The organism is Faecalibacterium sp. Marseille-Q3530, assembly GCF_017377625.1.
Lineage (GTDB): Bacteria > Bacillota > Clostridia > Oscillospirales > Ruminococcaceae > Faecalibacterium > Faecalibacterium prausnitzii_E.
In genome coordinates, this window is sequence record NZ_JAFREH010000015.1 from 25,472 (window position 1) to 50,455 (window position 24,984).

The 24,984-nt window shown below is 61.7% G+C and carries 23 protein-coding genes and 1 riboswitch; of the genes, 12 read left to right on the top strand and 11 right to left on the bottom strand.

Translation table 11 applies throughout. The features are described 5' to 3' along the window. Positions 1 to 47 precede the first annotated feature (47 nt). Positions 48 to 1,562 (bottom strand): beta-glucuronidase, encoded by a 1,515-nt coding sequence (locus tag J3350_RS11605; RefSeq protein ID WP_207686728.1) that lies wholly within the window; start codon positions 1,560 to 1,562, stop codon positions 48 to 50. A gap of 323 nt (positions 1,563 to 1,885) precedes the next feature. Between J3350_RS11605 and J3350_RS11610 the strand changes: the two genes are divergently transcribed. Next, the gene (locus tag J3350_RS11610) at positions 1,886 to 3,430 is read left to right on the top strand and encodes an alkaline phosphatase (RefSeq protein WP_207686729.1); all 1,545 of its coding nucleotides are present in this window, start codon (positions 1,886 to 1,888) and stop codon (positions 3,428 to 3,430) included. Between the two features lie 92 nt (positions 3,431 to 3,522). Here the strand turns inward: J3350_RS11610 and J3350_RS11615 are convergent, their stop codons facing one another. The 3 genes from J3350_RS11615 to J3350_RS11625 all read right to left on the bottom strand — a co-directional run bounded on the left by J3350_RS11615 (position 3,523) and on the right by J3350_RS11625 (position 6,707). After that, entirely contained in the window at positions 3,523 to 4,866 is a 1,344-nt protein-coding gene (locus J3350_RS11615) for a dicarboxylate/amino acid:cation symporter (RefSeq protein ID WP_207686730.1), read from the bottom strand. A gap of 184 nt (positions 4,867 to 5,050) precedes the next feature. Continuing rightward, on the bottom strand, positions 5,051 to 5,566 hold the full coding sequence (locus tag J3350_RS11620; RefSeq protein WP_207686731.1) for a PTS glucose transporter subunit IIA: 516 nt from the start codon (positions 5,564 to 5,566) through the stop codon (positions 5,051 to 5,053). Between the two features lie 118 nt (positions 5,567 to 5,684). Beyond that, a complete protein-coding gene (locus J3350_RS11625) occupies positions 5,685 to 6,707 on the bottom strand; it encodes a low specificity L-threonine aldolase (protein WP_207686732.1) in 1,023 nt (340 codons plus the stop codon). 228 nt (positions 6,708 to 6,935) lie between these two features. On the opposite strand from J3350_RS11625, the gene J3350_RS11630 reads away from it, so the two are divergent. The 5 genes from J3350_RS11630 (at position 6,936) to J3350_RS11650 (ending at position 11,554) form a co-directional block, all read left to right on the top strand. Beyond that, positions 6,936 to 8,015: an ATP-binding protein gene (locus J3350_RS11630; protein WP_097791346.1), complete on the top strand. Its 1,080-nt coding sequence runs from the start codon at positions 6,936 to 6,938 to the stop codon at positions 8,013 to 8,015. A gap of 1 nt (position 8,016) precedes the next feature. Continuing rightward, positions 8,017 to 8,754, top strand: coding sequence for a response regulator transcription factor (locus tag J3350_RS11635; protein ID WP_118553968.1), 738 nt, complete (start codon positions 8,017 to 8,019; stop codon positions 8,752 to 8,754). Next, positions 8,751 to 8,906: a hypothetical protein gene (locus J3350_RS11640; protein ID WP_207686733.1), complete on the top strand. Its 156-nt coding sequence runs from the start codon at positions 8,751 to 8,753 to the stop codon at positions 8,904 to 8,906. The genes J3350_RS11635 and J3350_RS11640 overlap by 4 nt, the downstream gene beginning before the upstream one ends. 193 nt (positions 8,907 to 9,099) lie before the next feature. Continuing rightward, entirely contained in the window at positions 9,100 to 9,387 is a 288-nt protein-coding gene (locus tag J3350_RS11645) for a DUF6110 family protein (protein ID WP_097791348.1), read from the top strand. 61 nt (positions 9,388 to 9,448) lie between these two features. Next, positions 9,449 to 11,554 carry a heavy metal translocating P-type ATPase gene (locus J3350_RS11650; protein WP_207686734.1) on the top strand — a complete coding sequence of 702 codons (2,106 nt, stop codon included), beginning with the start codon at positions 9,449 to 9,451 and terminating at the stop codon, positions 11,552 to 11,554. A 76-nt stretch (positions 11,555 to 11,630) separates the two neighbouring features. Here the strand turns inward: J3350_RS11650 and thiC are convergent, their stop codons facing one another. The 4 genes from thiC to thiW form a co-directional block, all read right to left on the bottom strand. Beyond that, positions 11,631 to 12,941 carry a phosphomethylpyrimidine synthase ThiC gene (gene thiC / locus J3350_RS11655; protein WP_097791349.1) on the bottom strand — a complete coding sequence of 437 codons (1,311 nt, stop codon included), beginning with the start codon at positions 12,939 to 12,941 and terminating at the stop codon, positions 11,631 to 11,633. 304 nt (positions 12,942 to 13,245) lie between these two features. Further along, positions 13,246 to 13,878 (bottom strand): thiamine phosphate synthase, encoded by a 633-nt coding sequence (gene thiE / locus J3350_RS11660; protein ID WP_207686735.1) that lies wholly within the window; start codon positions 13,876 to 13,878, stop codon positions 13,246 to 13,248. Further along, positions 13,862 to 14,677 (bottom strand): hydroxyethylthiazole kinase, encoded by an 816-nt coding sequence (gene thiM / locus J3350_RS11665; protein ID WP_097791351.1) that lies wholly within the window; start codon positions 14,675 to 14,677, stop codon positions 13,862 to 13,864. The genes thiE and thiM overlap by 17 nt, the downstream gene beginning before the upstream one ends. 10 nt (positions 14,678 to 14,687) lie before the next feature. Further along, positions 14,688 to 15,203, bottom strand: coding sequence for an energy coupling factor transporter S component ThiW (gene thiW, locus J3350_RS11670; RefSeq protein ID WP_097791352.1), 516 nt, complete (start codon positions 15,201 to 15,203; stop codon positions 14,688 to 14,690). A 176-nt stretch (positions 15,204 to 15,379) separates the two neighbouring features. After that, positions 15,380 to 15,487: riboswitch (TPP riboswitch) on the bottom strand. A 120-nt stretch (positions 15,488 to 15,607) separates the two neighbouring features. Between thiW and J3350_RS11675 the strand changes: the two genes are divergently transcribed. Genes J3350_RS11675 through J3350_RS11685 form a run of 3 tightly spaced genes read left to right on the top strand, consistent with a single transcriptional unit; the run spans position 15,608 to position 18,823 of the window. After that, complete coding sequence (locus J3350_RS11675; protein WP_207686736.1) at positions 15,608 to 16,891, top strand: SPFH domain-containing protein; 1,284 nt, start codon at positions 15,608 to 15,610, stop codon at positions 16,889 to 16,891. Positions 16,892 to 16,905: 14 nt separating this feature from the next. Continuing rightward, positions 16,906 to 18,003 (top strand): Trm112 family protein, encoded by a 1,098-nt coding sequence (locus J3350_RS11680; RefSeq protein WP_207686737.1) that lies wholly within the window; start codon positions 16,906 to 16,908, stop codon positions 18,001 to 18,003. 13 nt (positions 18,004 to 18,016) lie between these two features. Continuing rightward, entirely contained in the window at positions 18,017 to 18,823 is an 807-nt protein-coding gene (locus tag J3350_RS11685; RefSeq protein WP_207686738.1) for a TPM domain-containing protein, read from the top strand. A gap of 46 nt (positions 18,824 to 18,869) precedes the next feature. On the opposite strand, the gene J3350_RS11690 is transcribed toward J3350_RS11685, so the two are convergent. From J3350_RS11690 to J3350_RS11700, 3 genes are all read right to left on the bottom strand, one after another. After that, entirely contained in the window at positions 18,870 to 19,007 is a 138-nt protein-coding gene (locus J3350_RS11690) for a hypothetical protein (RefSeq protein ID WP_207686739.1), read from the bottom strand. A gap of 5 nt (positions 19,008 to 19,012) precedes the next feature. Continuing rightward, a complete protein-coding gene (locus tag J3350_RS11695) occupies positions 19,013 to 19,255 on the bottom strand; it encodes an acyl carrier protein (RefSeq protein ID WP_097791356.1) in 243 nt (80 codons plus the stop codon). A gap of 182 nt (positions 19,256 to 19,437) precedes the next feature. Further along, positions 19,438 to 20,949 carry a class I adenylate-forming enzyme family protein gene (locus J3350_RS11700; RefSeq protein ID WP_242700272.1) on the bottom strand — a complete coding sequence of 504 codons (1,512 nt, stop codon included), beginning with the start codon at positions 20,947 to 20,949 and terminating at the stop codon, positions 19,438 to 19,440. Between the two features lie 375 nt (positions 20,950 to 21,324). Between J3350_RS11700 and J3350_RS11705 the strand changes: the two genes are divergently transcribed. The 3 genes from J3350_RS11705 to J3350_RS11715 are packed head-to-tail and all read left to right on the top strand — an operon-like array spanning position 21,325 to position 24,958. Beyond that, complete coding sequence (locus J3350_RS11705; protein ID WP_207686740.1) at positions 21,325 to 22,461, top strand: acyltransferase; 1,137 nt, start codon at positions 21,325 to 21,327, stop codon at positions 22,459 to 22,461. 57 nt (positions 22,462 to 22,518) lie between these two features. Then, a complete protein-coding gene (locus J3350_RS11710; protein WP_207686741.1) occupies positions 22,519 to 23,340 on the top strand; it encodes a hypothetical protein in 822 nt (273 codons plus the stop codon). 16 nt (positions 23,341 to 23,356) lie between these two features. After that, complete coding sequence (locus J3350_RS11715; protein ID WP_207686742.1) at positions 23,357 to 24,958, top strand: glycosyltransferase family 4 protein; 1,602 nt, start codon at positions 23,357 to 23,359, stop codon at positions 24,956 to 24,958. Positions 24,959 to 24,984: the final 26 nt, after the last annotated feature.

Genomic DNA, 24,984 nt, shown 5'->3' on the forward strand with positions numbered 1-24,984 from the left:
ACGACCCCCTCCATCCGGCCGGATGGAGGGGGTCATGCTTTCCTGTCTTACAGCACAATAAACGTGCAGGTCGCAGCAGGCAGAACGAGTTCGCCCGCCGGAGCTGCTGCCGGGGTGATCTCCGGCAGCGCATTGCCTTCGCCCAGGACCAGCGCCTTGCCGTTGCAGAGCATGGTCTGGGAACGCAGGGTCTCGGCGGAGAGCTGGTAGACCTCCGCTTCCTTCGGCAGGGTAACGGTGGTGGTCTCCGTCAGGCTGTTGTTGATGACCAGATACGCCTTGCCCGGCTTGCCGTCCGCACGGGAGTGGGCGTAGACGTGCGCACCCTCGCGGATGGGCTCTGCGGCGTCGTAGACGGTGGTGCCCATCAGACGGTTCCAGAGCAGCACAGCGAAGTAGTTGGGGCGCGGGTCAAAGACTTCGGGCTTCAGATAGCCGTAGTCACTGGAGGCCAAGGTGTTGTGGAAGATGATGCCTTTGGTCACGACCGAGAAGCTGCCCAGCTCGTTCAGGGTGCGGAAGACATCCAGATAGGTGGAAGCCCAGGTGTCGCCGCCGCCGCCCGCGTCGCCTGCTTCGGTGACCCACATCTCGCCGCCGGGGCAGTAAATATCCCGCTTTTCGGCGTGGAACTTTGCCATATTGGAGGCGACCGCCAGATACTCTTCGGTGTGTGCCTTGTCGGCTTTCCAGTGGGCAAACGGCATCACAGGTTCCAGACGCTCAGACACACCATTGTAATAGTGGTAGCTGTAAACGTCCAGCTTCTCCTGGGCACCCTTCATCAGGTCGTCGGTCGAGCACTGGGGCAGGATGTCGCCGACTCCGCCGCCCTGTGCCTTCTCGCCGTGCTTCTTCAGCACACCTTCGGTGGAGCAGGGGCCGACAAAGGAACAGTCGGGGTAGTTCTCATGCAGCCAGCGGATAAAGATGTCCTGATCGCGGACATACTGCTCGGTAGTGTAGCCCTTGGGGCAGCCGGACATGGCCAGCAGGTTGGGCTCGTTGACGAACTCAGCCGCGTCGATGGCCTTGCCGTACTCCTTGCTCAGGGCAAAGATCTGCTCTGCCTGGCTGGGGTTCCAGGGCTCGTCGGCGTGGTGCAGACCCTCACAGTCAGCCACCGAGATCAGGAGCTTTGCGCCGATGTCCTTGCAGAAATCCAGCACACCGAGCCACTGCTCGCGGGTCAGGATGGCGTTGTAGCCCTCCGGGATGACGCCGTTCGTATGGCCGTCAAAGTCGTAATAGGTCTTGGTGGACCAGGTGCCGGACACGCGCACCCAGGCCGGGCCGATCTCTTTGGCCAGCTTGCGCAGCTTCTTGTCGGAGAGGTCGATGGGGTCATAATACTGCATCAGGTCGGTGCTTGCGGTCGCGTTGCCGAGGAAGCCGCCCTTGAGGACGAACGGCTCTGTGCCCGCGATCTGAGCGGGGGTGTAGGCCTTCCAGAAGGTGCCGCCGGTAACTTCGGTCATCTCGACGTTGTAGGAGACCAGCCGCTCGTTGCCAACGTGCAGCTCGCGCAGGGAGCCGGAGTTCAGGTTCACAAATTGTGCCATGGAAAATTCTCCTTTTCTCAAGTTTTTTGTCTGCATCCATAATACCATTTTTTCGGCCAGACCATGAGGACGATTTCGTGATAAAACCGTAAAATATTTCAATTTTGAAGAAATGAGCTGTCACGGACGCTGTTTTCGGCAAAACACAAGAAACTTACAAAGCGAGCCTCTTCTTTACCTTTCCGGCGGTTCCGCCCCAAAGGTTTTACCCACTCTTTTCCCGGCCATGGTTTCGGGCGGCGGGATAAAACGGTAGAATGAAACCGTTCCCAGAGAGTATGCGAAGACAGGTCCGGGAGGACCGAAAAGAGAGGATAAATGCTATGAAAGAGAGCAAGATCACCCGCCGCAATTTCCTGAAGGTCGGTGCTGTGGCATCGGCTGCCGGTCTGTTGAGCGCTGCCCCGGTGGCCGCCAGCGCAGCCGCACCGGCTGCCTCTGCTGCTGAGGAGGAGAACTGCATCCTCGGCCTGACCAAAAAGCCCAAGTATGTTTTCCTGTTCATCGGCGACGGCATGGGCATCGCCCAGATCCAGTCCGCACGTTTTTATAAAGGCACCACCGAGAACAACGGTGCCGTCACCGAGGGGGAGCTGAGCTTCACGTCCTTCCCCGAAGTCGGCAGCGTCACCACCTACGACAGCACCTCCTTCTGCCCGGACTCCGCCTCCACGGCGACCTCCATCGCCACCGGCAACAAGACCGAGAGCGGCGTCATCAACATGTGCCCCTGGACCCGCGATGTGCCCTATGAGACCATCGCCGAAAAGCTGCACAGGCAGAAGAACTACAAGGTCGGCGTCGTGTCCTCCGTCAACATCGACCACGCCACCCCGGCCGCCTTCTACGCCCACCAGAGCACCCGCAAGAATTACTACCAGATCGGCGTCGAGCTGGCCAATTCCGGCTTTGAGTACTTTGCCGGCGGCGAGTTCCAGAAGATGGACGGCGACGGCACCGGCCCCAACAACCACGAAGTTGCCGCACAGGCCGGCTACAACGTCGTCACCACCCAGGCCGGGGCCGCAGCCCTGACCGCCGGTGCAGGCAAGACCCTCATCATCGCCGAGAACCTGGCCGACGGCAAGGCCATGAACTACGCCATGGATGCCGCCGCTGGCGAGTGGCAGCTGACCGACTACGTCAAGAAAGGCATCGAACTGCTGGAAAATAAGAAGGGCTTCTTCCTGATGACCGAGTCCGGCAAGATCGACTGGGCCTGCCACGCCAACGACGCCGCGGCTTCCATCCACGATGTGCTGGAGATGAGCAACGCCGTGCAGGCCGCTGTGGACTTCTACAACGCCCACCCGAACGAGACCCTGATTCTCGTCACCGCCGACCACGAGACCGGCGGCATGGCCATCGGCTACAAGACCACCAACTACGACACCTTCCTGACCAATCTGACCCACCAGAAGATGTCTTACGCCAAGTTCGATTCCACCTATGTGCAGGGCTATGTGGCGAACAAGACCCCGTTCGAGGCAGCCATGGCCGACGTCAAGGCCAACTTCGGCCTGACGCTGCCCACCGACCCCGATGCCGCCAGCGCCGGCAAGCTGCTGCTGACCGACTACGAGGTGGCAAATCTCCGCACGGCCTACGAGCGGACGCTGGAAGTCGGTGCTTCCTCCCAGAGCAAGATGAGCCAGCAGGATTATGAGCTCTACGGCACCTACATCCCGTTCTCCATGGCCATCTGCCACACCATCAACCACAAGTCCGGCATGGACCACACCACCTACGCCCACACCGGCGCAATGGTCAACCTCTATGCCAAAGGCGTCGGCGCAGAGAACTTCCGCGGCGTCTTCGACAACACCGAGATCTATCACAAGCTCGCTGAACTGACCGGCGTGCAGTAACCGACCCACAAGAAAAGCTCCGTCCCGTTTCGCTGAGGCAGCGAGGGGGACGGAGCTTTTTTCGATTTCAGATGGGGCGCAGCCTCATCCCATTACTTGTTATAGACCTCTTCCTTCAGCAGGCCCTCGCTCCTGGCGACACAGATGCTGGCGACGGCATCGCCGACAACGTTCAGCGAGGTGACGAGCATCTCGATGGGACGGTTGATGGCCAGAATGAGGGAGTAGGCCAGCAGAGCGCCGTCGTTGACGAAGCCCACGCCGGACAGGATGGTGAAGAGGATGACGGCACCTGCACCGGGGGCAGCCGGGGTGCCCACCGAGGCCAGCAGAGCCAGCAGGGCCACGACCACCAGCTGGCCGGGGGTGACTGTATAACCGGCGCAGCCCGCGATGAAGACGGTGGCGATGACCTGCATGATGGCGGTGCCGTCCATATTGATGGTCATGCCCAGAGGCAGCACGAAGGAAGCGATGCTCTCATCCACGCCGAACTCCTCCTCGCAGACCTTGATGTTCAGGGGCAGGGTGGCGGCGCTGGACGAGGTCGAGAAACCGAACACAGCCACATTGGCGATCTTGCGGATGAAGGTGATGGGGTTCAGCTTGGCACCCAGAGCGATCACCAGCGGGTAGGCCACCACCAGAAAGACCAGCAGCAGGATCACCGTGACCACCACATAGACCAGTGCAGGCTTGAGGTAGTTGATGCCGTAGATGGCAAAGGTGCGGGTGAGCAGCACGAAGACGGCAAAGGGAGCAAATTTGCTGACGATGAAGTTCAGGAAGACGACCACCACGTCATTCACCTCGCCCAGCAGGCGGCGCATGGTGGCAGTGCGGCTCTCGCCCAGCGCATTCATGCTCAGGCCGGTGGCCACTGCCAGGAAGACGGCGCTCAGGACTGCACCATTGCTGCCAAAGGCCGTGATGATGTTGGAGGGGATGATGTTCAGCACCACGTTCAGCGGGTTGGAGCCGGTGGAGCCGGTGGCCTCGGTCAGGCCCTCGATGTGGGTGTTGAACAGCCCCATCGAGAAGGTGATGTAGCCCACGCTGCTGGCCAGCAGCAAAGCCAGGAAAGAGCACAGCAGGAACCAGAACAGGGTCTTGGCCGAGATGCGCCCCATGGTGCGGGTGTCGGCAATGCTGCCGATGGCCAGCGCGATGGAGGTGAACACCATCGGGACGATGACCAGCTGCAGCGCCTTAATAAAGAGCTGGCCGATGATATAGAAGATGCCGAAGGAGCGCTCTGCGCCCTCTGCGGTGATATCCTGGAACAGGAGATCGTTGATCGTGGTCCAGATCTCACTCTTCCCGCCGGAGATGAGGCTCTCGCGCAGGAACATGAAGGCGAGGCCCGCCGCCAGGCCGCAGACCAGCGAAATGGCCATTCGTTTTGCTAAAGACATACCAGGTTTTTTCGTTTCCATAATACCTTTCCTCACAATCCTTGGTGATACCGGGCCCAGGCCCGCACTTTGTCTATCCTATCATAAGCTGTTCCCCGCTTCAAGAAAAAAATAGACCAAATGCGGCATTTTCTTTCAATAGTCATACTTTTAAGGCGTTGACCGCAAAAAAACACCCGGAAGAAGCTCTTCCGGGTGGGAACACTTATGCCTTGAACTTGAGCAGCGGCACACCGATGGCGGTGTCGCCGGAGGCCACGACCGACATTTCGGACAAGTCGTCGCCGTTGGTCACGATGATGGCCGTTGCCGTGGGATGACCGGCGGCGCGGATGGCGTCGAGGTCGACCTTGAGCAGCGGGGTGCCCGCCTTGACCTTGGAGCCTTCCTTCGTCAGAGAGGTGAAGCCGTTGCCCTTCATCTCCACGGTATCCATGCCCACATGGATGAGCAGCTCAATGCCGTCATCGCTCATCAGGCCCACCGCGTGCAGGCTTTCGGGTACCTGAGTGACGGTGCCGTCAAACGGTGCGTAAACGGTATCTCCGGTGGGTTCGATGCCGCAGCCGCCGCCCAGAATGGCCGATGCGAACGTCTCGTCCGGCAGCTCCTCCAGCGGGATGACCTTGCCTGCCAGCGGCATCATCACCGTCTTCTTTTCGCCCTTGAATTTCGTCTCGGCTGCATCCTTGCCGCCGAACAGCTTATCAAAAAAGCCCATATCATTGCCCTTCTTTCTGCGCTGCACACAGCGCGACCTTCATCTGAATAAAGATATCATACTGTGCCGGAAATTGCAATCCGCATCCTGCACAAAGAGACGGGCCGATGTTTGACACTTACAACAGGGCCAGCAGGCCGTCGATCTCCTCCATCCGGGTGGCCCAGCTGGTGGCGATGCGCATGACGGTATGGGTGTCGTCGAACTTCTCCCAGAAGCCGAATTTGGCCTTGCCCTCCAGCGCCGCCAGCTGCTCGTTGGAGAAAACGATGAAGATCTGGTTGGTGGGCGAATCCAGGAAGAAGCGGTAGCCCTTGGCGGCCAGCCCCTGCTTCAGGGCGTTGGCCGTGGCGATGGCGTTCTGGCTGATGGTCTGGTACAGGTCATCCGTGAAGAGGACATCGAACTGAAGCCCCAGCAGGCGGCCCTTTGCCAGCAGAGCGCCCTGCTGCTTCACCATGGTCATGAAATGTGCCGGTGCCCCATGAGGGAAGACGACAGCCTCGCCGCAGAGGGCACCCACCTTGGTGCCGCCGATGTAGAAGACATCCGCCAGCCGGGCCAGGTCGGGCAGGGTGACGTCCGTGCCCTCCGCCGCCAGACCGTAGCCCAGGCGGGCACCGTCCACGAAGAGGGGCATGTGGTACGTCTGGCAGACGTCGTGCAGCGCCTGCAGCTCGGTTTTGGTGTAAAGGGTGCCGTACTCGGTGGGGTGGGAGATGTACACCATGCCGGGGAAGACCATGTGGTCGTGGTTGCTGTCTGCGTAGAAGGTGGCGCAGAAGTCGCGGACGTCGGCAGCGTCCAGCTTGCCGTTCTTGTGGGGCAGGCCCAGCACCTTGTGGCCGGTGTACTCGATGGCCCCGGCCTCGTGGCCGTTGACATGGCCCGTGGAGGCTGCCACGACCCCTTCCCACCGGTGCAGCATCGACGCGATGACGATGGCGTTGGTCTGGGTGCCGCCGGAGATGAAGGTCACATCCGCTTCCGGGCAGGTACAGGCGGCGCGGATCTTCTCCCTCGCGCTGGCACAGTAGGGGTCGGTGCCGTAGCCGGACACCTTTTCAAAGTTGGTCTCCATCAGCTTTTGCAGGATGGCCGGATGGGCTCCCTCGCAGTAGTCGTTCTCAAAGTAAAACATCGTGTTCTGCATCCTCTCTATAATAGGTACCTTTATGATATGCTTTTGCAGCGGAAATGTCAAACAGCAAAACCCGGCCCGCGCTCGCACCGTTCCGCTTTTTGTGCTATGATCGGGGCAGGCTCTGCGGCATTCGGCACCTGTTTCCGACTCCTTTGCTGTTTCTTAGCCGCCGGTGTGGTATACTTTGAACACCGAACGAATATCCATCCGAAAGGAGACATTTCTATGAGATCTTCCACCCGCAGGCACGATGCACTGGTGATGCTGTCCGGCATCGCGTCGGCCTTTCTGGTGGTGTCCGGCATCCAGGTGCTCAGCGGACGGATCGACGGCGTAGCCTCCATGGTCTTCGTGCTGGCCGTCTTTCTCATCTCGATGTATACCGATGGTTATCTGTGGGGTCTGGCCGCCTCGCTGCTGTGTGTGCTGGCGGTCAACTTCGCCTTTCGCTCGCCCTACTTTGCCTTCAACTTCACCCTGCCGGAGAACCTGTTCTCCGCGCTGGTGATGCTGGTCGTCTCCATCATGACCAGCACCCTTACCACCCGCATCAAGCTGCAGGAGCAGCTCCGGATGGAGAGCGAGACCGAGAAGATGCGCGCCAACCTTCTGCGCGCGGTCTCCCACGACCTGCGCACGCCTCTCACCTCCATCTACGGTGCCTGCTCCACGGTCATTGAAAATTATGACTCGCTGGCCAAAGAGCAGAAGTTAAAACTTCTCGGCGAAGTCTGTTCGGACGCCCAGTGGCTCAACCGGATGGTGGAGAACCTGCTGTCAGTCACCCGGTTCGACACCGGCACCGTCTCGGTGCAGAAGACCCCCACCGTGCTGGAAGAGCTGATCGACACCGTGCTGGTGCGGTTCCAGAAGCACTACCCGGATGTGAACGTCACGGTAGACCTGCCCGACAGCTTCGTGGTCATCCCGATGGACTCGATGCTCATCTCGCAGGTGCTGATGAACCTGCTGGAAAACGCCGTGCTCCACGCCGAGGGAATGACCAAGCTGACCCTCCGGGTCTTTACGCTGGGCGACCACGCCATCTTTGAAGTCTCGGATGACGGCTGCGGCATCCCCAAAGAGCGGCTGAAAGGGCTGTTCACCCGGATGCTGCCCGCCGACGACACGGCCAGCCCCGGCAAGCACGGCATGGGCATCGGCCTTGCGGTGTGCGCGGCCATCGTCAAGGCCCACGGCGGCGAGATCAAGGCCGAGAGCCGCCCCGGCGAAGGCACCACCATCCGCTTCTGGCTGGAGACCGAATCCACGGACGAATCCACTGATCTGGAGGAAAACATCTGAAATGAGCAACAACAAATTCAAGATCCTCATCGTTGAAGACGAACCCACCATCTGCAGCTTCATCTATACCCTGCTGGACACCAACGGCTACAAGACCTATGTAGCCCCCACCTGTGAGCTGGGCAAATCCATCTTCACCTCCTACCTGCCCGACCTCATCATCCTGGATCTGGGTCTGCCCGACCGCGACGGCCGCGAGCTCATCCACTATGTGCGCCAGAAGTTCATGACGCCCATCATCGTGCTGTCGGCCCGCACAACCGAGGCGGACAAGATCGAAGCCCTGGACCTTGGCGCGAACGACTACATCACCAAACCCTTCAGCACCGGCGAGCTGCTGGCGCGGGTGCGGGCCGCACTGCGGCTCAACCGCTTCAGCTCCAACCCCACCGGCGTTTTTCAGGCACAGGACCTGCTCATCCAGTACGAGCGGCGCAAGGTCTATGTGGGCGGGGAGGAGATCAAGCTGACCCAGACCGAATACAACATCGTGGCCTTCCTCTCCGAACACGCGGGCCGGGTGATGACCTACCCCGCCATCGTCCGGGCCATCTGGGGCGATACCGACTGCGGCAGCACCAAAAAGCTGCAGGTCAACATGGCCAACATCCGCCGCAAGCTGGGCAGCCGCCCCGGCCACAACAACTACATCATGAACGAACTCGGCGTAGGCTACCGGATGATCGATGCCGACCATGACGGCCCGGACGCCCCCGCCGACCACGAGGAGAACGCATGACGCTTGCTCTGATCCTGTTTGCTTTCACCTACTGCCTGATGCTGGCCCTGCCCCGCTTCCGGCCCTTTGCGGCCCTTGGCGGAGCCGGGGCCTTTTTGCTTCTGGGGCAGCTGGGCGGCGCTTGCCGGTTTGTTTTTGATTACAAACTGTAGTCCGGTTGAAAATCCACCTAAGGATAGGCATTTCTAACTACGGTACGTAAAAAGTTTACACCGATTAACATTTTGAAAATCCCTTGAAAATTCCAAAATCCGTGCTACAATATCCGCAGAAACAGCTAAGCTGTTCGGTTTTTCCGCCCCATCCGGGGCTTACAATAACATGGATAAAGGTAGGAAAACGATTATGGTAGATGTGAAAAAGATCGCACTGTTCGTCGGCGGCGTTGTGTTTGGTTCGGCAGGCTTCAAGCTCCTGTCCAGCAGCGATGCCAAGAAGGTCTACACCCAGACCACCGCAGCCGTCCTGCGCATGAAGGACTCCACCATGGAGACCGTCAACAAGGTCCAGGAGCAGGCCGGTGACATCCTGGCCGACGCAAAGGCCATCAACGAGGCCCGCGCCGCTAAGGCAGAGGCCGCCGTCATCGAGGACGAAGCCGCAGAGGCTGCTGCCGCCGAAGACGCTGAATAATTTTTGAGCGCTTGAGCCGCCTGCGGGCGGCTCTTTCTATTGAGGAAGGTATAACGTAATCATGAAATGCACCATTTTACATGAGGGCCGGGGCCGGATGCGCGTGCATGTCTGCAACGTGCGGATGACCCTGCACCGCGCCGATGTGCTGGAAGCCTATCTCAACCACCACGATGCCATCGAGAAGGCCACTGTCTACGAGCGGACCGGCGATGTGGTCCTGTATTACCGCGGCAGACGCGCCGATGCAGTCCAGGCGCTGAGCCGCTACAAATTCGACCAGCCGGAGCTGGACGCCCTTGTCACCACCGCCGACAGCCGGAAGCTCAATCAGGAGTATCAGGAGAAGATGTGCGACCTCGTGGCGGGCCACTTCTTCCGCAAGCTGTTCCTGCCCGCACCCATCCGCGCCGCCTACACAGTCTGGCGCTCCATCGCTTTTGTCTGGAAAGGGGTCCGGTGCCTGCTCCGCCGCAGGCTGGAAGTCGAAGTGCTGGACGCTCTGAGCATCGGCGTTTCCGTCCTGCGCGGTGACTTCAGCACCGCCGGTTCCGTCATGTTCCTGCTGAACCTTGGTTCTCTGCTGGAAGAGTGGACCCGCAAGAAGAGTCTGGACGACCTGGCCCGCAGCATGGCCCTGAATGTGGACAAAGTCTGGGTGCGCAGCCAGGGCACCGAGGTGCTCCTGCCCCTGACCAAAGTTCAGCCCGGCGATGAGATCGTGGTCCGCTCCGGCAACATGGTGCCGCTGGACGGCACCGTCATCGAGGGCGAGGCCATGGTCAACCAGGCCGCTCTGACCGGCGAATCCATGCCGGTGCGCAAGGCAAAAGGTGCCACCGTTTACGCAGGCACCGTCGTGGAGGAGGGCGAATGCGTCTTCCTCGCCAAGGCCGCAGGCGGTGCCAACCGCTACGACAAGATCGTGGCCATGATCGAGGAATCCGAAAAGCTCAAATCCAGCACCGAGAACCGCGCACTGGAGCTGGCCGACAAGCTGGTGCCCTGGTGTCTGGCCGGCACGGTCGTCACCTATGCGCTCACCCGCAACGTCACCCGCGCCATCTCTATCCTGATGGTGGACTTCTCCTGTGCGCTCAAGCTCTCGATGCCGCTGGCGGTCCTCTCCGCCATGCGGGAGTGCGGCATGGCCCACATCACGGTCAAGGGCGGCAAATATCTGGAAGCGCTGGCCAAGGCCGACACCATCGTCTTTGATAAGACCGGCACCCTGACCCGCGCCACCCCGCAGGTGGTGGACATCATCCCCTTCAGCAACAGCGAGAAGGACGATGTGCTCCGTCTGGCCGCCTGTCTGGAAGAGCATTTCCCCCACTCCATGGCCAACGCGGTGGTCCGCGCCGCCAGAGAGCAGGGTCTGTCCCACGAAGAGATGCACTCTGAAGTGGAATACATCGTGGCCCACGGCATTGCCAGCCGGGTCGGCGGCGAGCGGGTGGTCATCGGCAGCTACCACTTCGTCTTTGAGGACGAGCACTGCATCGTTCCCGCCGACGAGCAGGAAAAATTCGACCAGATGCCCGCCGAATACTCGCACCTGTACATGGCTGCTTCCGGCCAGCTGGTGGGCGTCATCTGCATCGCAGACCCCCTCCGCCCCGAAGCCGCTTCCGTGCTGCGCCAGCTGCACAAGCTGGGCATCCGGAACACCGTGATGATGACTGGCGACAGCTACCGCACCGCCGAGGCCATTGCCCGGCAGGTGGGCGTGGACCAGTTCTTCGCGGAAGTCCTGCCCGAAGACAAGGCCAACTTCGTCCAGAAGGCCAAAGCCGAGGGCCGCACCGTCGTCATGATCGGCGACGGCATCAACGACTCCCCCGCCCTTTCGGCTGCGGACATCGGCATCGCCATCAACTCCGGCGCTGCCATCGCCCGCGAGATCGCGGATGTCACCATCAAGGCCGACAGCCTGGAGGAGCTGGTCACCCTCAAGACCATCGCCAATGCGCTGCAGCACCGTGTCAGCTCGAATTACCGCTTTGTGCTCAGCTTCAACTCCACCCTCATCGCGCTGGGGGCTCTGGGCATCCTGCAGCCTGCCGCATCGGCCATGCTGCACAACCTGTCCACCATCGGCATCAGCCTCCGGAGTATGACGAACCTCATCCAAAAGCCTTCTTCTGCACCGCAGCTCGAAGGCTGACCGCCAGTCAACAGCAAAGCCCCCTGCACATACCGCGTGCAGGGGGCTTCGTGTTTTCTATTGAAAGAGGAAGAACTTACAGGATGTCGATGTATTCACCGGCCAGAGCCTTGTTCATGCTGCGGACGGCGCAGAACTTGCCGCACATGGAGCAGGTGTCGCTGTGGTCGTCTTCGGGCAGGCGGGCGTCGCGGATGGCCTTGGCGGTCTCCGGGTCGATGGCACAGGCAAACTGTGCATCCCAGTCCAGCACACGGCGGGCATCGCCCATCTTGTCGTCGATGTCGCGGGCATGGGGGATGCCCTTGGCGATGTCAGCGGCATGGGCGGCGATCTTGGAAGCCACGATGCCCTGCTTCACATCGTCCACATTGGGCAGTGCCAGATGCTCGGCGGGGGTCACATAGCACAGGAAAGCTGCACCGCTGGCCGCTGCCACTGCGCCGCCGATGGCTGCCGTGATGTGGTCGTAGCCGGGGGCGATGTCGGTGACGAGGGGTCCCAGCACATAGAAGGGCGCACCCATGCAGATGCTCTTCTGGACTTCCATGTTGGCGGCGACCTGATTCAGGGGCACATGGCCGGGGCCTTCGACCATGACCTGCACGTTGTGGGCCCAGGCGCGCTTGGTCAGCTCACCCAGACGGACCAGCTCCTCGATCTGGCAGACGTCGGTGGCATCGGCCAGGCAGCCGGGGCGGCAGGCGTCGCCCAGCGAGACGGTCACATCGTGCTCCTCGCAGATGTCCAGGATCTCATCGAAGTGCTCGTAGAACGGGTTCTCGTTGCCGGTCATGCACATCCAGGCAAAGACCAGCGAGCCGCCGCGGCTGACGATGTTCATCTTCCGCTTGTGGGTGCGGATCTGCTCGATGGTCTTGCGGGTGATGCCGCAGTGCAGGGTGACGAAGTCCACGCCGTCCTCTGCGTGCAGGCGGACCACATCAACGAAGTCCTGCGCCGTCAGGGTGGCGAGGTCGCGCTGGTAGTGGATGACCGAGTCATACACCGGCACGGTGCCGATCATGACCGGGCACTCATGGGTCAACTTCTGGCGGAAGGGCTGGGTGTTGCCGTGGCTGGACAGATCCATAATGGCCTCTGCGCCCATGTTCACGGCGCTCATCACCTTCTGCATCTCGATGTTGTAATCCTTGCAGTCGCGGGAGACACCCAGATTGACGTTGATCTTGGTGCGCAGCATGCTGCCGATGCCCTCCGGGTTCAGGCAGGTGTGGTGCTTGTTGGCCGGGATGGCGACTTTGCCCTCGGCCACCAGCTGACGGATCTCCTCCGTGGTGCGGTACTCCTTCTGGGCGACGATCTCCATTTCCTTGGTCACGATGCCCTTGCGGGCCGCGTCCATCTGTGTGGTGTAATTCTGCATCTTGTTACCTCCAGTTTGACAAGTCGATACACTCTTACTCTTTTTTCTATCGTTACGAAAGAGCCGGACTTCGCCCATCAAACGGGTGGTTTCCGGCGCCTCCGCAGACAAACCCTGCGGTGTTCATGTCAAAACTCCTTTGCATGAAGTCTGTTCCGGCAGAAGGTGGTGCCCCCGGTCTGCCGATAACTCCCCCAGTCACCTTGCGGTGACAGCCCCCTCTGGGAGGGGGCCTCATTGCCTCCCCGACGCAAAAGCCTCCCTCTGGGAGGGAGGTGGCATCGCGCAGCGATGACGGAAGGAGTTATAACTGTTCTACCAATGCTCTCAATTCCCTGCACTCGACCTCGATGTCCTTAGCCGCGAAGATGGCGCTGACCAGCGCCACACCGGCTTCGCCGCAGTGGGCAAGGCTGAGCAGGTTCTGCTTATGAATGCCGCCGATGGCGACCACCGGGATGGGGACCGCCGCGCAGATGTCCCGCAGCGTCTCTTTGGGCAGGGCGGTCACATTCATCTTGGTGGCGGTCGCAAACATGGCCCCGCAGCCCAGATAGTCCGCACCGGCTTCCACAGCGGCTCTGGCTTCGGCCACATTGTGGGCCGACACGCCGATGATGGCCTCCGGGCCAAGGATGCGCCGGGCTTCGGCAGGGTCCATGTCCTCCTGCCCCAGATGCACACCGTTGGCCCCGCACTGCCTGGCCAGCGCCACATTGTCGTTCAGAATGAACGGCACGCCGTACCGTTTGCAGAGGGCGGAGATCTCCAGCGCCTCTGCCAGAATGGCCGCGTCGCCCAGATCTTTTTCCCGCAGCTGCACACAGGTGGCCCCGCCCTTCAGGGCAGCTTCCACCTGCTGGGGCAGGGTCTGTTCGCCCACCCAGGCGCGGTCGGTCACGGCATAGAGCCGCAGCATCTCAGCAGTATAGTTCATCGTTTGCTCCTTGGTCAAGTTGTTCGCCGGTCAGGTTGGACACGGCATCCATCAGATACATGCGCAGCGTTCCGGTGCCCTCTTCGCCGGTCAGGCGGGCAGCGGCAGTCTCGCCGCAAAGGCCCATCGCACAGACGGCGGCGGCCGCCGCGGCCAGCGGGCGGTCGGGGTTGGCCCCCACGAAAGCCGCCGTCAGGACCGACAACATACAGCCCGCCCCGGTCACCCGCCGCAGCAGCGGAGTGCCGTTGCGGAGGATGTGGGTCGTCTTCCCGTCCGTCACGATGTCCTCGGCCCCGGTCACTGCCGCGACGCAGTGGTGCTGCGCGGCAAACTGCTCAGCCAGCGGCCGCAGGGCCTCCGGCGGCAGGGTCTTGCCGGCATCCACCCCGCGCGAGACCTGCGCAAGCCCGCTCAGCGCCTGCAGCTCCGAGGCGTTGCACCGCAGCACGGTGACGGGCACTTCCCGCAGCACCTCGGCCGCGATGCTCTGGCGGAACTGCGATGCGCCCACGCCCACCGGGTCAAAGACCACCGGCAGGCCCAGCCGGGCGGCGGTGCGGCCCGCTTTGACCATGGCCTCGGCCTTGCGGGGGTTCGGGGTGCCCAGACTCAGGCAGAGAGCCCGGCTCAGCGCCGTGATCTCCTCCACCTCCTCCGGGTCATCCGCCATGATGGGCGACGCCCCGGCCGCCAGCACGATGTTGGCGCAGTCGTTGGCGCTGACGAGATTCGAGATGCAGTGGACGAGGGGCGAGGTTTCCCGCACCCGGTCGAAAAGAGCTCCAAACGCTGTCACGGTGCCCTCCTCAGCTCAGGCTGGTCTGCATGGAGCGCAGAGCGCCGGAGCGCTGCAGCGCAGCCAGCAGCACACCTGCAATGACCGCACCGCCTGCGGTCGAGACGAGGAAGGGCACGATGTAGGCATAGAATGCGATATCGCCCGCGCTCTTGCCCATCAGCAGGATGGCCACCGGGTAGGCGCACAGCCCGCCCAGGATGGAGGTGCCGAACACCTCACCCACCAGAGTGGGCAGCAGCTTTTCGGTCTTGTGGTAGACGATGCCGCACAGCAGGGCACCGAACATGCTGCCGGGGAAGGCCATCAGGCTGCCCAGGCCCAGCAGGTTGCGCAGCAGCGAGGCCACGAAGGCCACGCCGATGCCGTAGTAGGGGCCCAGCAGCACGGCGCACAGGATGTTGACCATGTGCTGCACCGGGGCGCATTTGCTGCCAAAAATGGGGAAGCTGAACACGCTGCCCACAACGGCCAGGGCGCAGAGCATCCCGGCCAGAGCCAGCTTTTTCGTAGAGAGTGCTTTCATGAGGATTCCTCCTATTGCAAAGCGGTCGAGACTTTCTGGTCTCCTCTCACGCCGGAACACGGCTTCCCATCGCGTCGATTCAAGGCCCAGGGCGCTCCCCCTCGGCCCGGAGCCGCCCACACGGCGGCTGCGGCAGAAAACAAAAACAGGAGCTCCCTCTGCGGAAGCCCCTGTGAAAACGCATCGTGATGACTTCCTACGGCGGCATTATCCGCATCAGGTAAAAGGGTCGAAGTTTGAGCACTTCCTCTCAGCCCGCATGACGAGCTCCCCTGTATTTTGTTGTCGGGAGTATTCTACACCCATCGTGCCAAAATTGCAAGAGGCAGTTTCCTTTTGCAGTGCTTCTGTGCTATACTAGGAACAGTTCCGCAACCGAAACCACTTCAAAGGAGATTTGGAATATGGGTCTTGTAAAGGCTGCAATGAACGCGGCCTCCGGCGTGATGGCCGACCAGTGGAAAGAGTTTTTCTATTGCGATGCCCTCCCGGCCGAAGTGCTGGCCGTCAAGGGGCAGAAGCGCACCGACCGCCGCTCTGCCAACAAGCACGGCAATGAGAACATCATCTCCGACGGCTCCGTCGTAGCCGTCGCGGAGGGCCAGTGCGCCCTGATCGTGGAGCAGGGCAAGGTGGTGGAGCTGTGCGCCGAGCCGGGCGAGTACACCTACAGCACCGGCACCCAGCCCTCCCTGCTCAGCGGCGGGCTGAAGGACATCGACGGCGTCTTTGCCGAGATGGGCAAGCGGTTCGGCTTTGGCGGGCAGGCCGCTGCCGACCAGCGCATCTACTACATCAACACCAAGGAGCTGGTGGGCAACAAGTACGGCACCCCCAACCCGGTGCCCTTCCGTGTGGTGGACCAGCGCGCCGGCATCGACCTCGACATTGCCATCCGCTGCTTTGGCGAGTACAGCTACCGCATCGTCAACCCCATCCTGTTTTACACCAACGTCTGCGGAAATGTGGAAAACGCCTACACCCGCGACGCGCTGGACGGCCAGCTCAAGACCGAGCTGATGACCGCCCTGCAGCCTGCTTTTGCCCGCATCAGCGAACAGGGCATCCGCTACTCCTCTCTGCCCGCCCACACCACCGAGCTGGCTGACGCCCTCAACCAGGCCCTCAGCGCCAAGTGGAGCAAGCTGCGCGGCATCGAGATCGTCTCGCTGGGCGTGTCCGGCGTCAAGGCCAGCGAAGAAGACGAACAGATGATCAAGGACCTGCAGCGCAGTGCCGCCTTCATGGATCCCACCCGCGCCGCCGCCCATCTGGTGGGCGCACAGGCCGCTGCCATGCAGGCGGCTGCTTCCAACACCGCTGCCGGCCCGGCCATGGCCTTCATGGGGGTCAATCAGGCGGCAGCGGCGGGCGGCGTCAACGCCCAGACCCTCTACCAGATGGGGGCCCAGCAGCCCGCAACGCCTGCCGCCCCGGCATCCGGCTGGACCTGCGCCTGCGGCCAGAGCGGCAACACCGGAAAGTTCTGCACCGCCTGCGGCAAGCCCCGGCCCGAAGCGCCCACTGTCTGGGTGTGCAGCTGCGGCGCAAAGAACAGCGGCAAATTCTGTTCCGAGTGCGGCAAGCCGAAGCCCGCTGGCAAGTGCCCGAACTGCGGCTTCACCCCTGCCGACCCGGCCCACCCGCCGAAGTTCTGCCCGGAATGCGGCAGCCCCTTCGGCGCATAAGAGAGGCATCCTGAATGGCTGATAAAGTAACGAATTACCAATGCCCGGCCTGCACCGGCCCCCTGCATTTCGACAGCGCCACCGGCAAGCTCGTCTGCGACTACTGCGGCTCGGCGTATGAGGTGGCAGACATCGAGGCGCAGTATGCGGCCAAGCAGAAAAAGGCCGACTCCGCCGCCGAGGCAGACCAGAAAAAGGCAGCGCGGCGCAAAGCAGCCGCTCCCGTCTGGGATGAGATGGAGGCTGCCAGCCTGACCAGCTACACCTGCACTACCTGCGGGGCTGAGCTTGTCTGCGACGCCACCACCGCCGCCACCAACTGCCCCTACTGCGGCAACCCCACCGTGCTGGGCGGCAAGCTCTCCGGCAAGCTCAAGCCGGAGTACATCCTGCCCTTCAAGCTGGACAAGAATGCCGCCATCGCCCAGCTGACCCACTACTATAAAGGCAAGGCCTTTCTGCCCAAGGCGTTCAAGAGCCAGAACCACATCGCTGAGCTGCAGGGCGTCTATGTCCCTTTCTGGCTCTACGATGCCGAGGCCGATGCGCGGGGCAGCTACGAGGGCCTGACGACCGAGAGCCACCGCGAGGGCGACTACAACGTGACCACCACCCAGCACTACGACGTCCGGCGCGAGGGCACCGCCGTCTTCACCCGCGTTCCGGTGGACGGCTCCAGCAAGATGCCCAACGCCCACATGGACGCCATTGAGCCGTTTGATTACAGCGAACTGAAGCCCTTTTCCACTGCGTATCTGCCGGGCTTTCTGGCCGACCGCTACGACGAGGACTCCAACGCCTGCGCCGAGCGGGCCCGCACCCGGATGCTGAACTCCACGGCCCAGGCTCTGCACGAGACCACCCACGGCTATTCGGAGGTCAACACCCTGCACGAGGACATCAACCTCAGCAAGCTCAAGGCGCATTACGCCCTGCTGCCGGTCTGGATGCTCCACACCCGCTGGAAGGACAACGACTTTCTCTTCGCGATGAACGGCCAGACTGGGCGACTCATCGGCGACCTGCCTGTGGACAAAGCCAAAGTGGCCGCGTGGTTCGCCGCCATCAGCCTGCCGCTGATGGCCTTCCTCACCTGGCTGCTCTACTTATAAGGAGGTGCGCAGAATGAATCCTCACACCCATTGCCTGCGCAGCCTCTGCGCATTCCTTGCCGCTCTGGTCCTTGCGGCCTGTCTCGCCTGCCCGGCACTGGCCGACGCGCCCCTTGTGCGGGATGAGTACGGCCTGTTCGACGCCGACACCCTTGCCCAGCTGGAATCCAGCGCCGAGGACGCTTCCGCCGGGCATGACTGCGACGTCTATTTCCTCACGGTGGACAGCATCGGCGACACCGACCAGCGCGCCTACGCCAAGAACTATTATGTGCAGAACGACCTTGGCTCCGGCAGCGGAAAAAGCGGCATCCTGTTCATGATCGCCCTCGGCTCCCGCAAGTACGTCACCATCACCTACGGCGGGGGCGTCACCGCCTTTACCGACTACCGCATCGAGCAGCTGGAAGACGAGGTCGTGCCCCTGCTGTCAGACGGTGACTACGCCGACGCTGCCCAGACCTACATCGACCTCTGCGCCAGCACACTGGACTTCTACGCCGAGAACGGCGAGCCGCTGGACTACGACAACGACCCGGACGGCGGCCTCGGCCTGATCGGCATCCTCATCGTGGTGGGCATCCCGATGCTCATCGCCGCCGTGGTCTGCGGCATCCTGTACAGCCGGATGAAGACGGCCCAGCTCAAGACCGAGGCCGACGACTACATCGGCGCCGGGCTCAAGCTGCGGGTCAAGACCGACCGCTACACCCACACCGACCGCGTCGAGGTCTACGACCCGCCCCAGCCCGAAAGTGACTCCGGCGGTTCCACCACCGACAGCGACGGCTTCGGCGGCTCGTCGGGCGGTTCCTTCTGAAAACCAAAAAAGGTGTTGCTGCAAGAAATTCGCAGCAACACCTTTTTTATTGTTCGTTGAGTTCCGCTGCCTCCAGCACCGGGTCCACAGGGTCGTGCAGGGCGATCTGATAGCGGCAGATCACCTGATTGGCGCGGTAATCATACACGATGCCCTGAAAAACGGCGCACTGCGTCTCATTCAATCAGTTCACCCCGCGTTATCCGCCAGATAATCTGCCACGTCCGCGATGGTCACAAAGTTGCGCAGCTCCTTTTCGGGGATGCGCAGACCAAAGGTCTCTTCCAGATCCGCCACAATGGTCAGGATCTCCATCGAGGACAGGTCGAGGTCGTCCATCAGGACGCTGTCTTCGTTCACGTCCTCCGGGCTGATCTCTGCCACGTCCTCCAGGACCGCGAGAATCTGGGACACGATTTCTGCTCTTTGCATCAAAAAATCTTCCTTTCCATGATGGATTTCAGCGTCGCAGCGCAAGGGGATGCCCCGCGCGGCCCGGTTTTCCCATTCTGGTCCCGGCCTATACCGACGTCATGCAGTTTTATAATACCCGTTTTTCAGGGGAATTGCAATATTTCGCCGTACAGCTTTACAGATTTTCTACAAATGCGCTCTTACTTGCGCAGCAGCTTGCCCATGGCATTGCGGGGCAGCGGCTCTGCGGTGCACTCCACCGCGCTGATGCGCTTGTACAGCGGCAGGGTGCGGTTCAGCTCGGTGACGAAGGCGCGGACGGTCTGCTCCTTGTCCGGCTCGCAGCAGATGACGGCACCGATCTTCTTGCCCATCTCCTTGACGACGCACTCCTTGATGTCGGTGCACTTGCCCAGCAGCTTCTCCAGCTCTTCGGGGCTGACGTTCTCGCCGCTGTCCAAGATGATGAGGTTCTTCCTGCGGCCGGTGATGTAGTAGAAGCCGTCCTCGTCCACGCGGGCCAGGTCGCCGCTGTGGAGCCAGCCGTCCTTGTCGATGGCCTCGGCGGTGGCCTCCGGGTCCTTGTAGTAGCCCAGCATGACGACATCACCGCGGACGCAGATCTCACCGGTCTCATCCAGCTTGATCTCGCAGAAGCCGTCCGGCTTGCCCAGAGCGCGCAGGTGCTCGCCCTCCTGCGCAATGTTCAGCAGGCCATAGCCGGCCAGCTCGGTCATGGAGTAGCACTGATTGATGTAGAAGCCGTGGGCGATGAGGTAGCTCAGGATCTCCGGGTCGAGGATGGCAGAAGAGCAGCTCAGGTTCCACAGGCCGTTCAGCTTGTCCTGATTGCCGCGGCGGATCTCATTGTAGATCATCTCCACCAGCACCGGCGGGGTGGACATGGCGTCGCTGTGCATCATGGACATATCGCGGCGCACGTCGCGCGGGTCCGCACAGAGGTTCAGGGTCCAGCCATGGATGCCGTAGGCGAAGTAGCAGATGAAGCCGGACAGGTGGAACATGGGCACCAGCGTGAAGTGGCTGAAGGGCTTGTCCATATCCTTCGGGGCCAGTTCCTGGGCCTTCCTCATAACGGCTGCCTGGCCTGCAACATACATCCGCACGGCGCTGAAGTAGTTCTTCTCGCTGAGCATGACGCCCTTGCTGCGGCCGGTGGTGCCGGAGGTAAACATCAGCATCATCAGGGCGTTGGTGTCGATGCGGTTGGCCAGCTCGGCCGGGGTGCTGCCCTCATAGGCGTTCATGGGGCGGAGCTTGTCGCCGTAGGCGGCCTTGAGCTCGTCGGCATAGCCGTAATCGATGCCGTCGGTAAAGATGAGGGCCGGCTCGCTCAGGCCCAGCTCATACTCCAGTTCCGGCCAGGTCTTTTTCTGGTTCAGGGTCACGATGACGGCACCGGCCATCACAGTGCCGAAGGTCACCACACCGTACTCGTAGTTGGTGCGGCTCAGGATGACGATGCGCTGGCCCTTCACATCGGCAACATTTGCCTGCAGATAGCTGGTCATCTTGCGGATGTCCTCCACGAACTGGCCGTAGGTCTTCTCCTGCACGGTCTTGGTGGCGTCATCCACCCAGCGGAATGCCGGGCGCTCGGCGTATTTTTCCTGCATGGCAACGATCATATCATAGACCGTCCTCGGCATGTCTTTTTCAGCAACAACGGCGCAGCACTCTTCTCTGGTCATATTTTATACACTCCTTGTTTGTTTGACGTTTTTTCCAATGAATCCCGCTTTTTGGCAAAGTTTGGGGGCTATGGTTCTCAGTATACCGCATTCCGGAGCCGAATGCAAGTTTTAATTGCACAAATATGCAACATAAGCTTGCATCCAACTTGTGCAGACAGATGGGATTTGCTCCCATTCATTGCGCAGGGGCAGCGGGTGTGGTACACTTTTTTCTGCACCGGGAGGGCTTTTTGCAGGCTGTCCGTCTTTGATTGACAGAACCTCAAAAAAGCATTATACTTATTTATAACGATTTTGTAACTTTTAACATCTTGCGCCCGAATTCGGCATCTGCCACTCCCCCGGTGATCTCGGCGCAAAGGAGGGCATTTCATGGAGGGTACCAAACCCCGCACAGCCAATTCATTGGGCATGTTTGATCTTCTCAAGGGCATCGGAATGCTGACCATCGTGTTCGCACACTCCGCCGAGCTGTATCCGGTGGGTGCCACGACGACCATCACGCCCATGACCTTTTATCTGTTCGCCTACCGGGAGTCACTGATGGCGGCGTTCTACATCGCCAGCGGCTACGGCTTCCGCAAGCGGTCCATCGGCAAGTGCATCGACCAGCAGTTCAAAACGGTGTTCAAGCCCTACCTTTATACCGGGCTTGCCACGACGTTCTTCCATTTTCTCATCCACTATCTCACCTTCGGCTCGGTCGAGGGCGCTGTCCGAGAGACCCTCAAGGTCTTCGGCGGTTTTGCGCTGGGCCTGCCCCATACCTCCATCTACGCCGGGCAGACCTTCTTCTCCTGCGGGCCGATGTGGTATCTGCTCTCGCTGATGATCGCGTGGATCCTGCTGGACGTCATCCTGAACATCTTCCCCGAACCATACATACCCTGGGCCGTGCTGGGCACCATGTTGTTGGGCTGGGGCATCTGCATCACCTGGGAGGTCCCCTTCTGCATCGGCCAGGGCATGGTCACGGTTCCGGCGCTCTACGTCGGGTATCTGGCCAAGCAGCACAAGCTCTTCGACAGGCCCCTGTCCTGGAAGCTCAAGCTCGGCATGATCGCCTCGACGCTGGCTGTGGCGGGCCTTGTGCTGGCCACCCAGAGCACCGACTGCGTCTCGATGGCTGAATGGACCTTCGGCCCCGTGAGCATCCTGCTGGATGCGATGACCGGTCTGGGTATGCTGTCGCTGCTGCTTTTCTTCCAGCGCCATGTGGACAATTTCATCACCCACGGCGTGCAGGCCATCGGCCAGCGGTCGCTGTACATCTTCTGCATCCACACCGTGGAGCTCACCGCCATCCCCTGGTATCTGATGGCGCAGAAGTTTGCGGGCCGGGAGGCTCTGGGCCTTGTGACCCACTTTGCGGTGTCTATGGGTTCGATCCTGCTGATCTGCGAGCTGCTGCTCCGCCGCCGCGACTGGAAGCTCCAGCGCACCGCTGCCCGGAATGCGGCCGCCCGACGTGCGGGCCCGGCGCAGCGGCGTTATGCGGCCAGACATTGAATTTTTGCGGGGTCTCCCCGCTGAAGTGAATTTATATATGATGAGGAGAATCCGGTTATGAACAACGAAGCTCCTGCCTCCACGGCTGCCCTGCAGGCCCGCATCGCGGACCTCGAACAGCAGCTCAAGCTCTCGGACGAGGGCGTCTCCCGTCTGGCAGAACGCTGCCTTGGGCTGGAACAGGAAGTGCAGTCCTACCTTGCGGCCCATCCCCAGAACGAGAAGCACACCGACTCCCCCGCTCTGCTGCAGCCCACCCTCTATTTTGATGCGGGTTTCGGCTTTTCGGAGAAAGACACCCTCACCGCCCCGGACTATGAGGTGGACGAGCTGACGAGTGTTGTCACCGCGACCTTTGAGCTGCCCGTGACCGCCCGCGCCTTGCGGCTCGATCCGGGCGAGCTGCCCTGCTGCATCACCAACCTGAGCCTTTCGGACGACCGGGTGCTCTGCCGCCCGGCCAACGGCCTGACTCTGCCCAGCGACAGCACCCTCTTCCTCGACCGCGACCCCAACTATCTGCTGGATGGTGTGACCCATTTCCCCGCCGGGATGAAGCTGGGCGTCTCCTACCATTACTGCCCGCTGGAAACGCTGGCCGATAAGCCGCTCTTCAACACCGTGCTGGAGGGCCTCCAGTTCTACCAGAAGACCAGAGACAACGAGGCCCAGCACATCGCCGGCCTCAACAACCAGATCGCCGCACAGCAGCAGGCCATTGCCGCGCTGCAGCAGCAGATCAGCGAACTGCACCAGAAGAACGCCGAGGCGGAAGCCCGCCGCCAAGCCTACGAGACTTCGCTGGAAGGCGTCCTGAACAGCAGCAGCTGGAGGCTGACACGGCCCCTGCGCCGCCTGCTGGGGCTGTTCCGCCACTGAGCCGGGAGGGACGCGCATGTACAACAGTTACACTTCCCTGCAGCGGGAACAGCTGGCAAAGCAGACCTACACCGACACCCAGAGCACCTATCTGCTCGTCTATGCGCCGCTGCGCAGCCGCGTTCTGGCGCAGGCTCTGCAGGACCAGCTCCACCGCAAATTCCGTCTGGTGGACCATCTGGCCGGAGAGCTGACCGACGCGGTGGCCGGTGTGCTCCTCGTCAGCGAGGATGTTGCCTGCCTCTCCACCACCCTGACCTATTTCGCCCAGGCCCTGCGGGACGGCGCGGACTACGCCGTCTGCAACGCGGTCTTCGGCTTTTCGGGGCAGACGGCCCTCTACCAGAGCCATGGACATCTGGCCGAGAGCAAGTTCGCCCTCGTCAGCCGCGGCCTGCTGGCCCGCTGCCGCGCCGCCGCGCGGGACCCCGAAAGCGTCACCGAGCTGCTGGCTCTGGCCGCGCAGCTCTGCCAGGCCCCGGTCTGCATCCCGCAGGCCCTGCTCCACTACGAGCGGGACATCTGCGCCGAGGATGCCTATTCTGCCTCCGGCAAGCGGGCCTTCGTCATGAGCCATGTGCTGGACATGACCGGTGCCCCCATCGTGCTGGTCAGCGCCGTGCCGGTGCTCCGCAGCATGGGCTATGAGGTCGTGGTCCTCGGCCCGGACGATTCCGGCTCACTCCAGCTCTTCGTGGATGCCGGAGCCGCCGTCATCACCCGCGCGGGCTGCACCTCCTCGAACACCCTCTGGGGGCTGGCGCTCTGCGCCGACTTCGTGCTGGCCAACACCGTGGTCGAGGCCCGCGTTATCCGCGCCCTGAGTGACGCGCCGGTGCCGGTGCTCTGGTGGCTCCACGACGCCTTTGCGGGCTACCCCCACATCGCGCACCAGATCCCCAAGCACATTGCGCCCAATGTGCAGCTCTACTCGGTCGGCAAACACGCTGCCGCCGCCATGCACTCGGTCCGCCCCCAGTTCGACATCCGCCCCCTCATCTACGGCCTGCCGGACTATGCCGCTGAGGATTTCCCCCGCTGCGACCTGGGCTACCCCGCCGACAAGCCCCTCTTCGCCACGGTCGGCTCGTTCGAGCGCCGAAAGGGGCAGGACATCTTCTGCAAGGCCATCCGCCTGCTGCCCGACGCCGTGCGGGAAAAAGCAACCTTCCTCTTCGTGGGCAAAGCTGCCGACCAGGAGATGATGGACGCCGTCCGCACCCTGACCACCGAACACCCGGCCAACGTCTTCTACTGCAAGCGGCTCAGCCGGGATGAGATCAAGAACCTGATGGAGCAGTGCACCTGCCTCGTCTGCGCCTCCCGCGACGACCCGATGCCCACCTTCGTCACCGAGGGTCTCATCTTCGGCAAACCTTCCATCGTGTCGGAACACACCGGCACCGCCGGTCTCATCACCGAGGGCGTGGATGGTTTCACCTACCCGGACGACGACCCGGAAAAGCTGGCCTCCATTCTGGAGTGGGCCATCCTCCACCCGGAGAAGCTCGCTGCCATGCGGGCCGACTGCCGGAAGCTCTACGAAGCACATTATTCCAAGCAATCCTTCGCCGACACTCTCACCGCCGCGGTGAAAGAGCTGACCGAAGGGCATTAACGTTTTATTTGTGATTCACTTTTCCT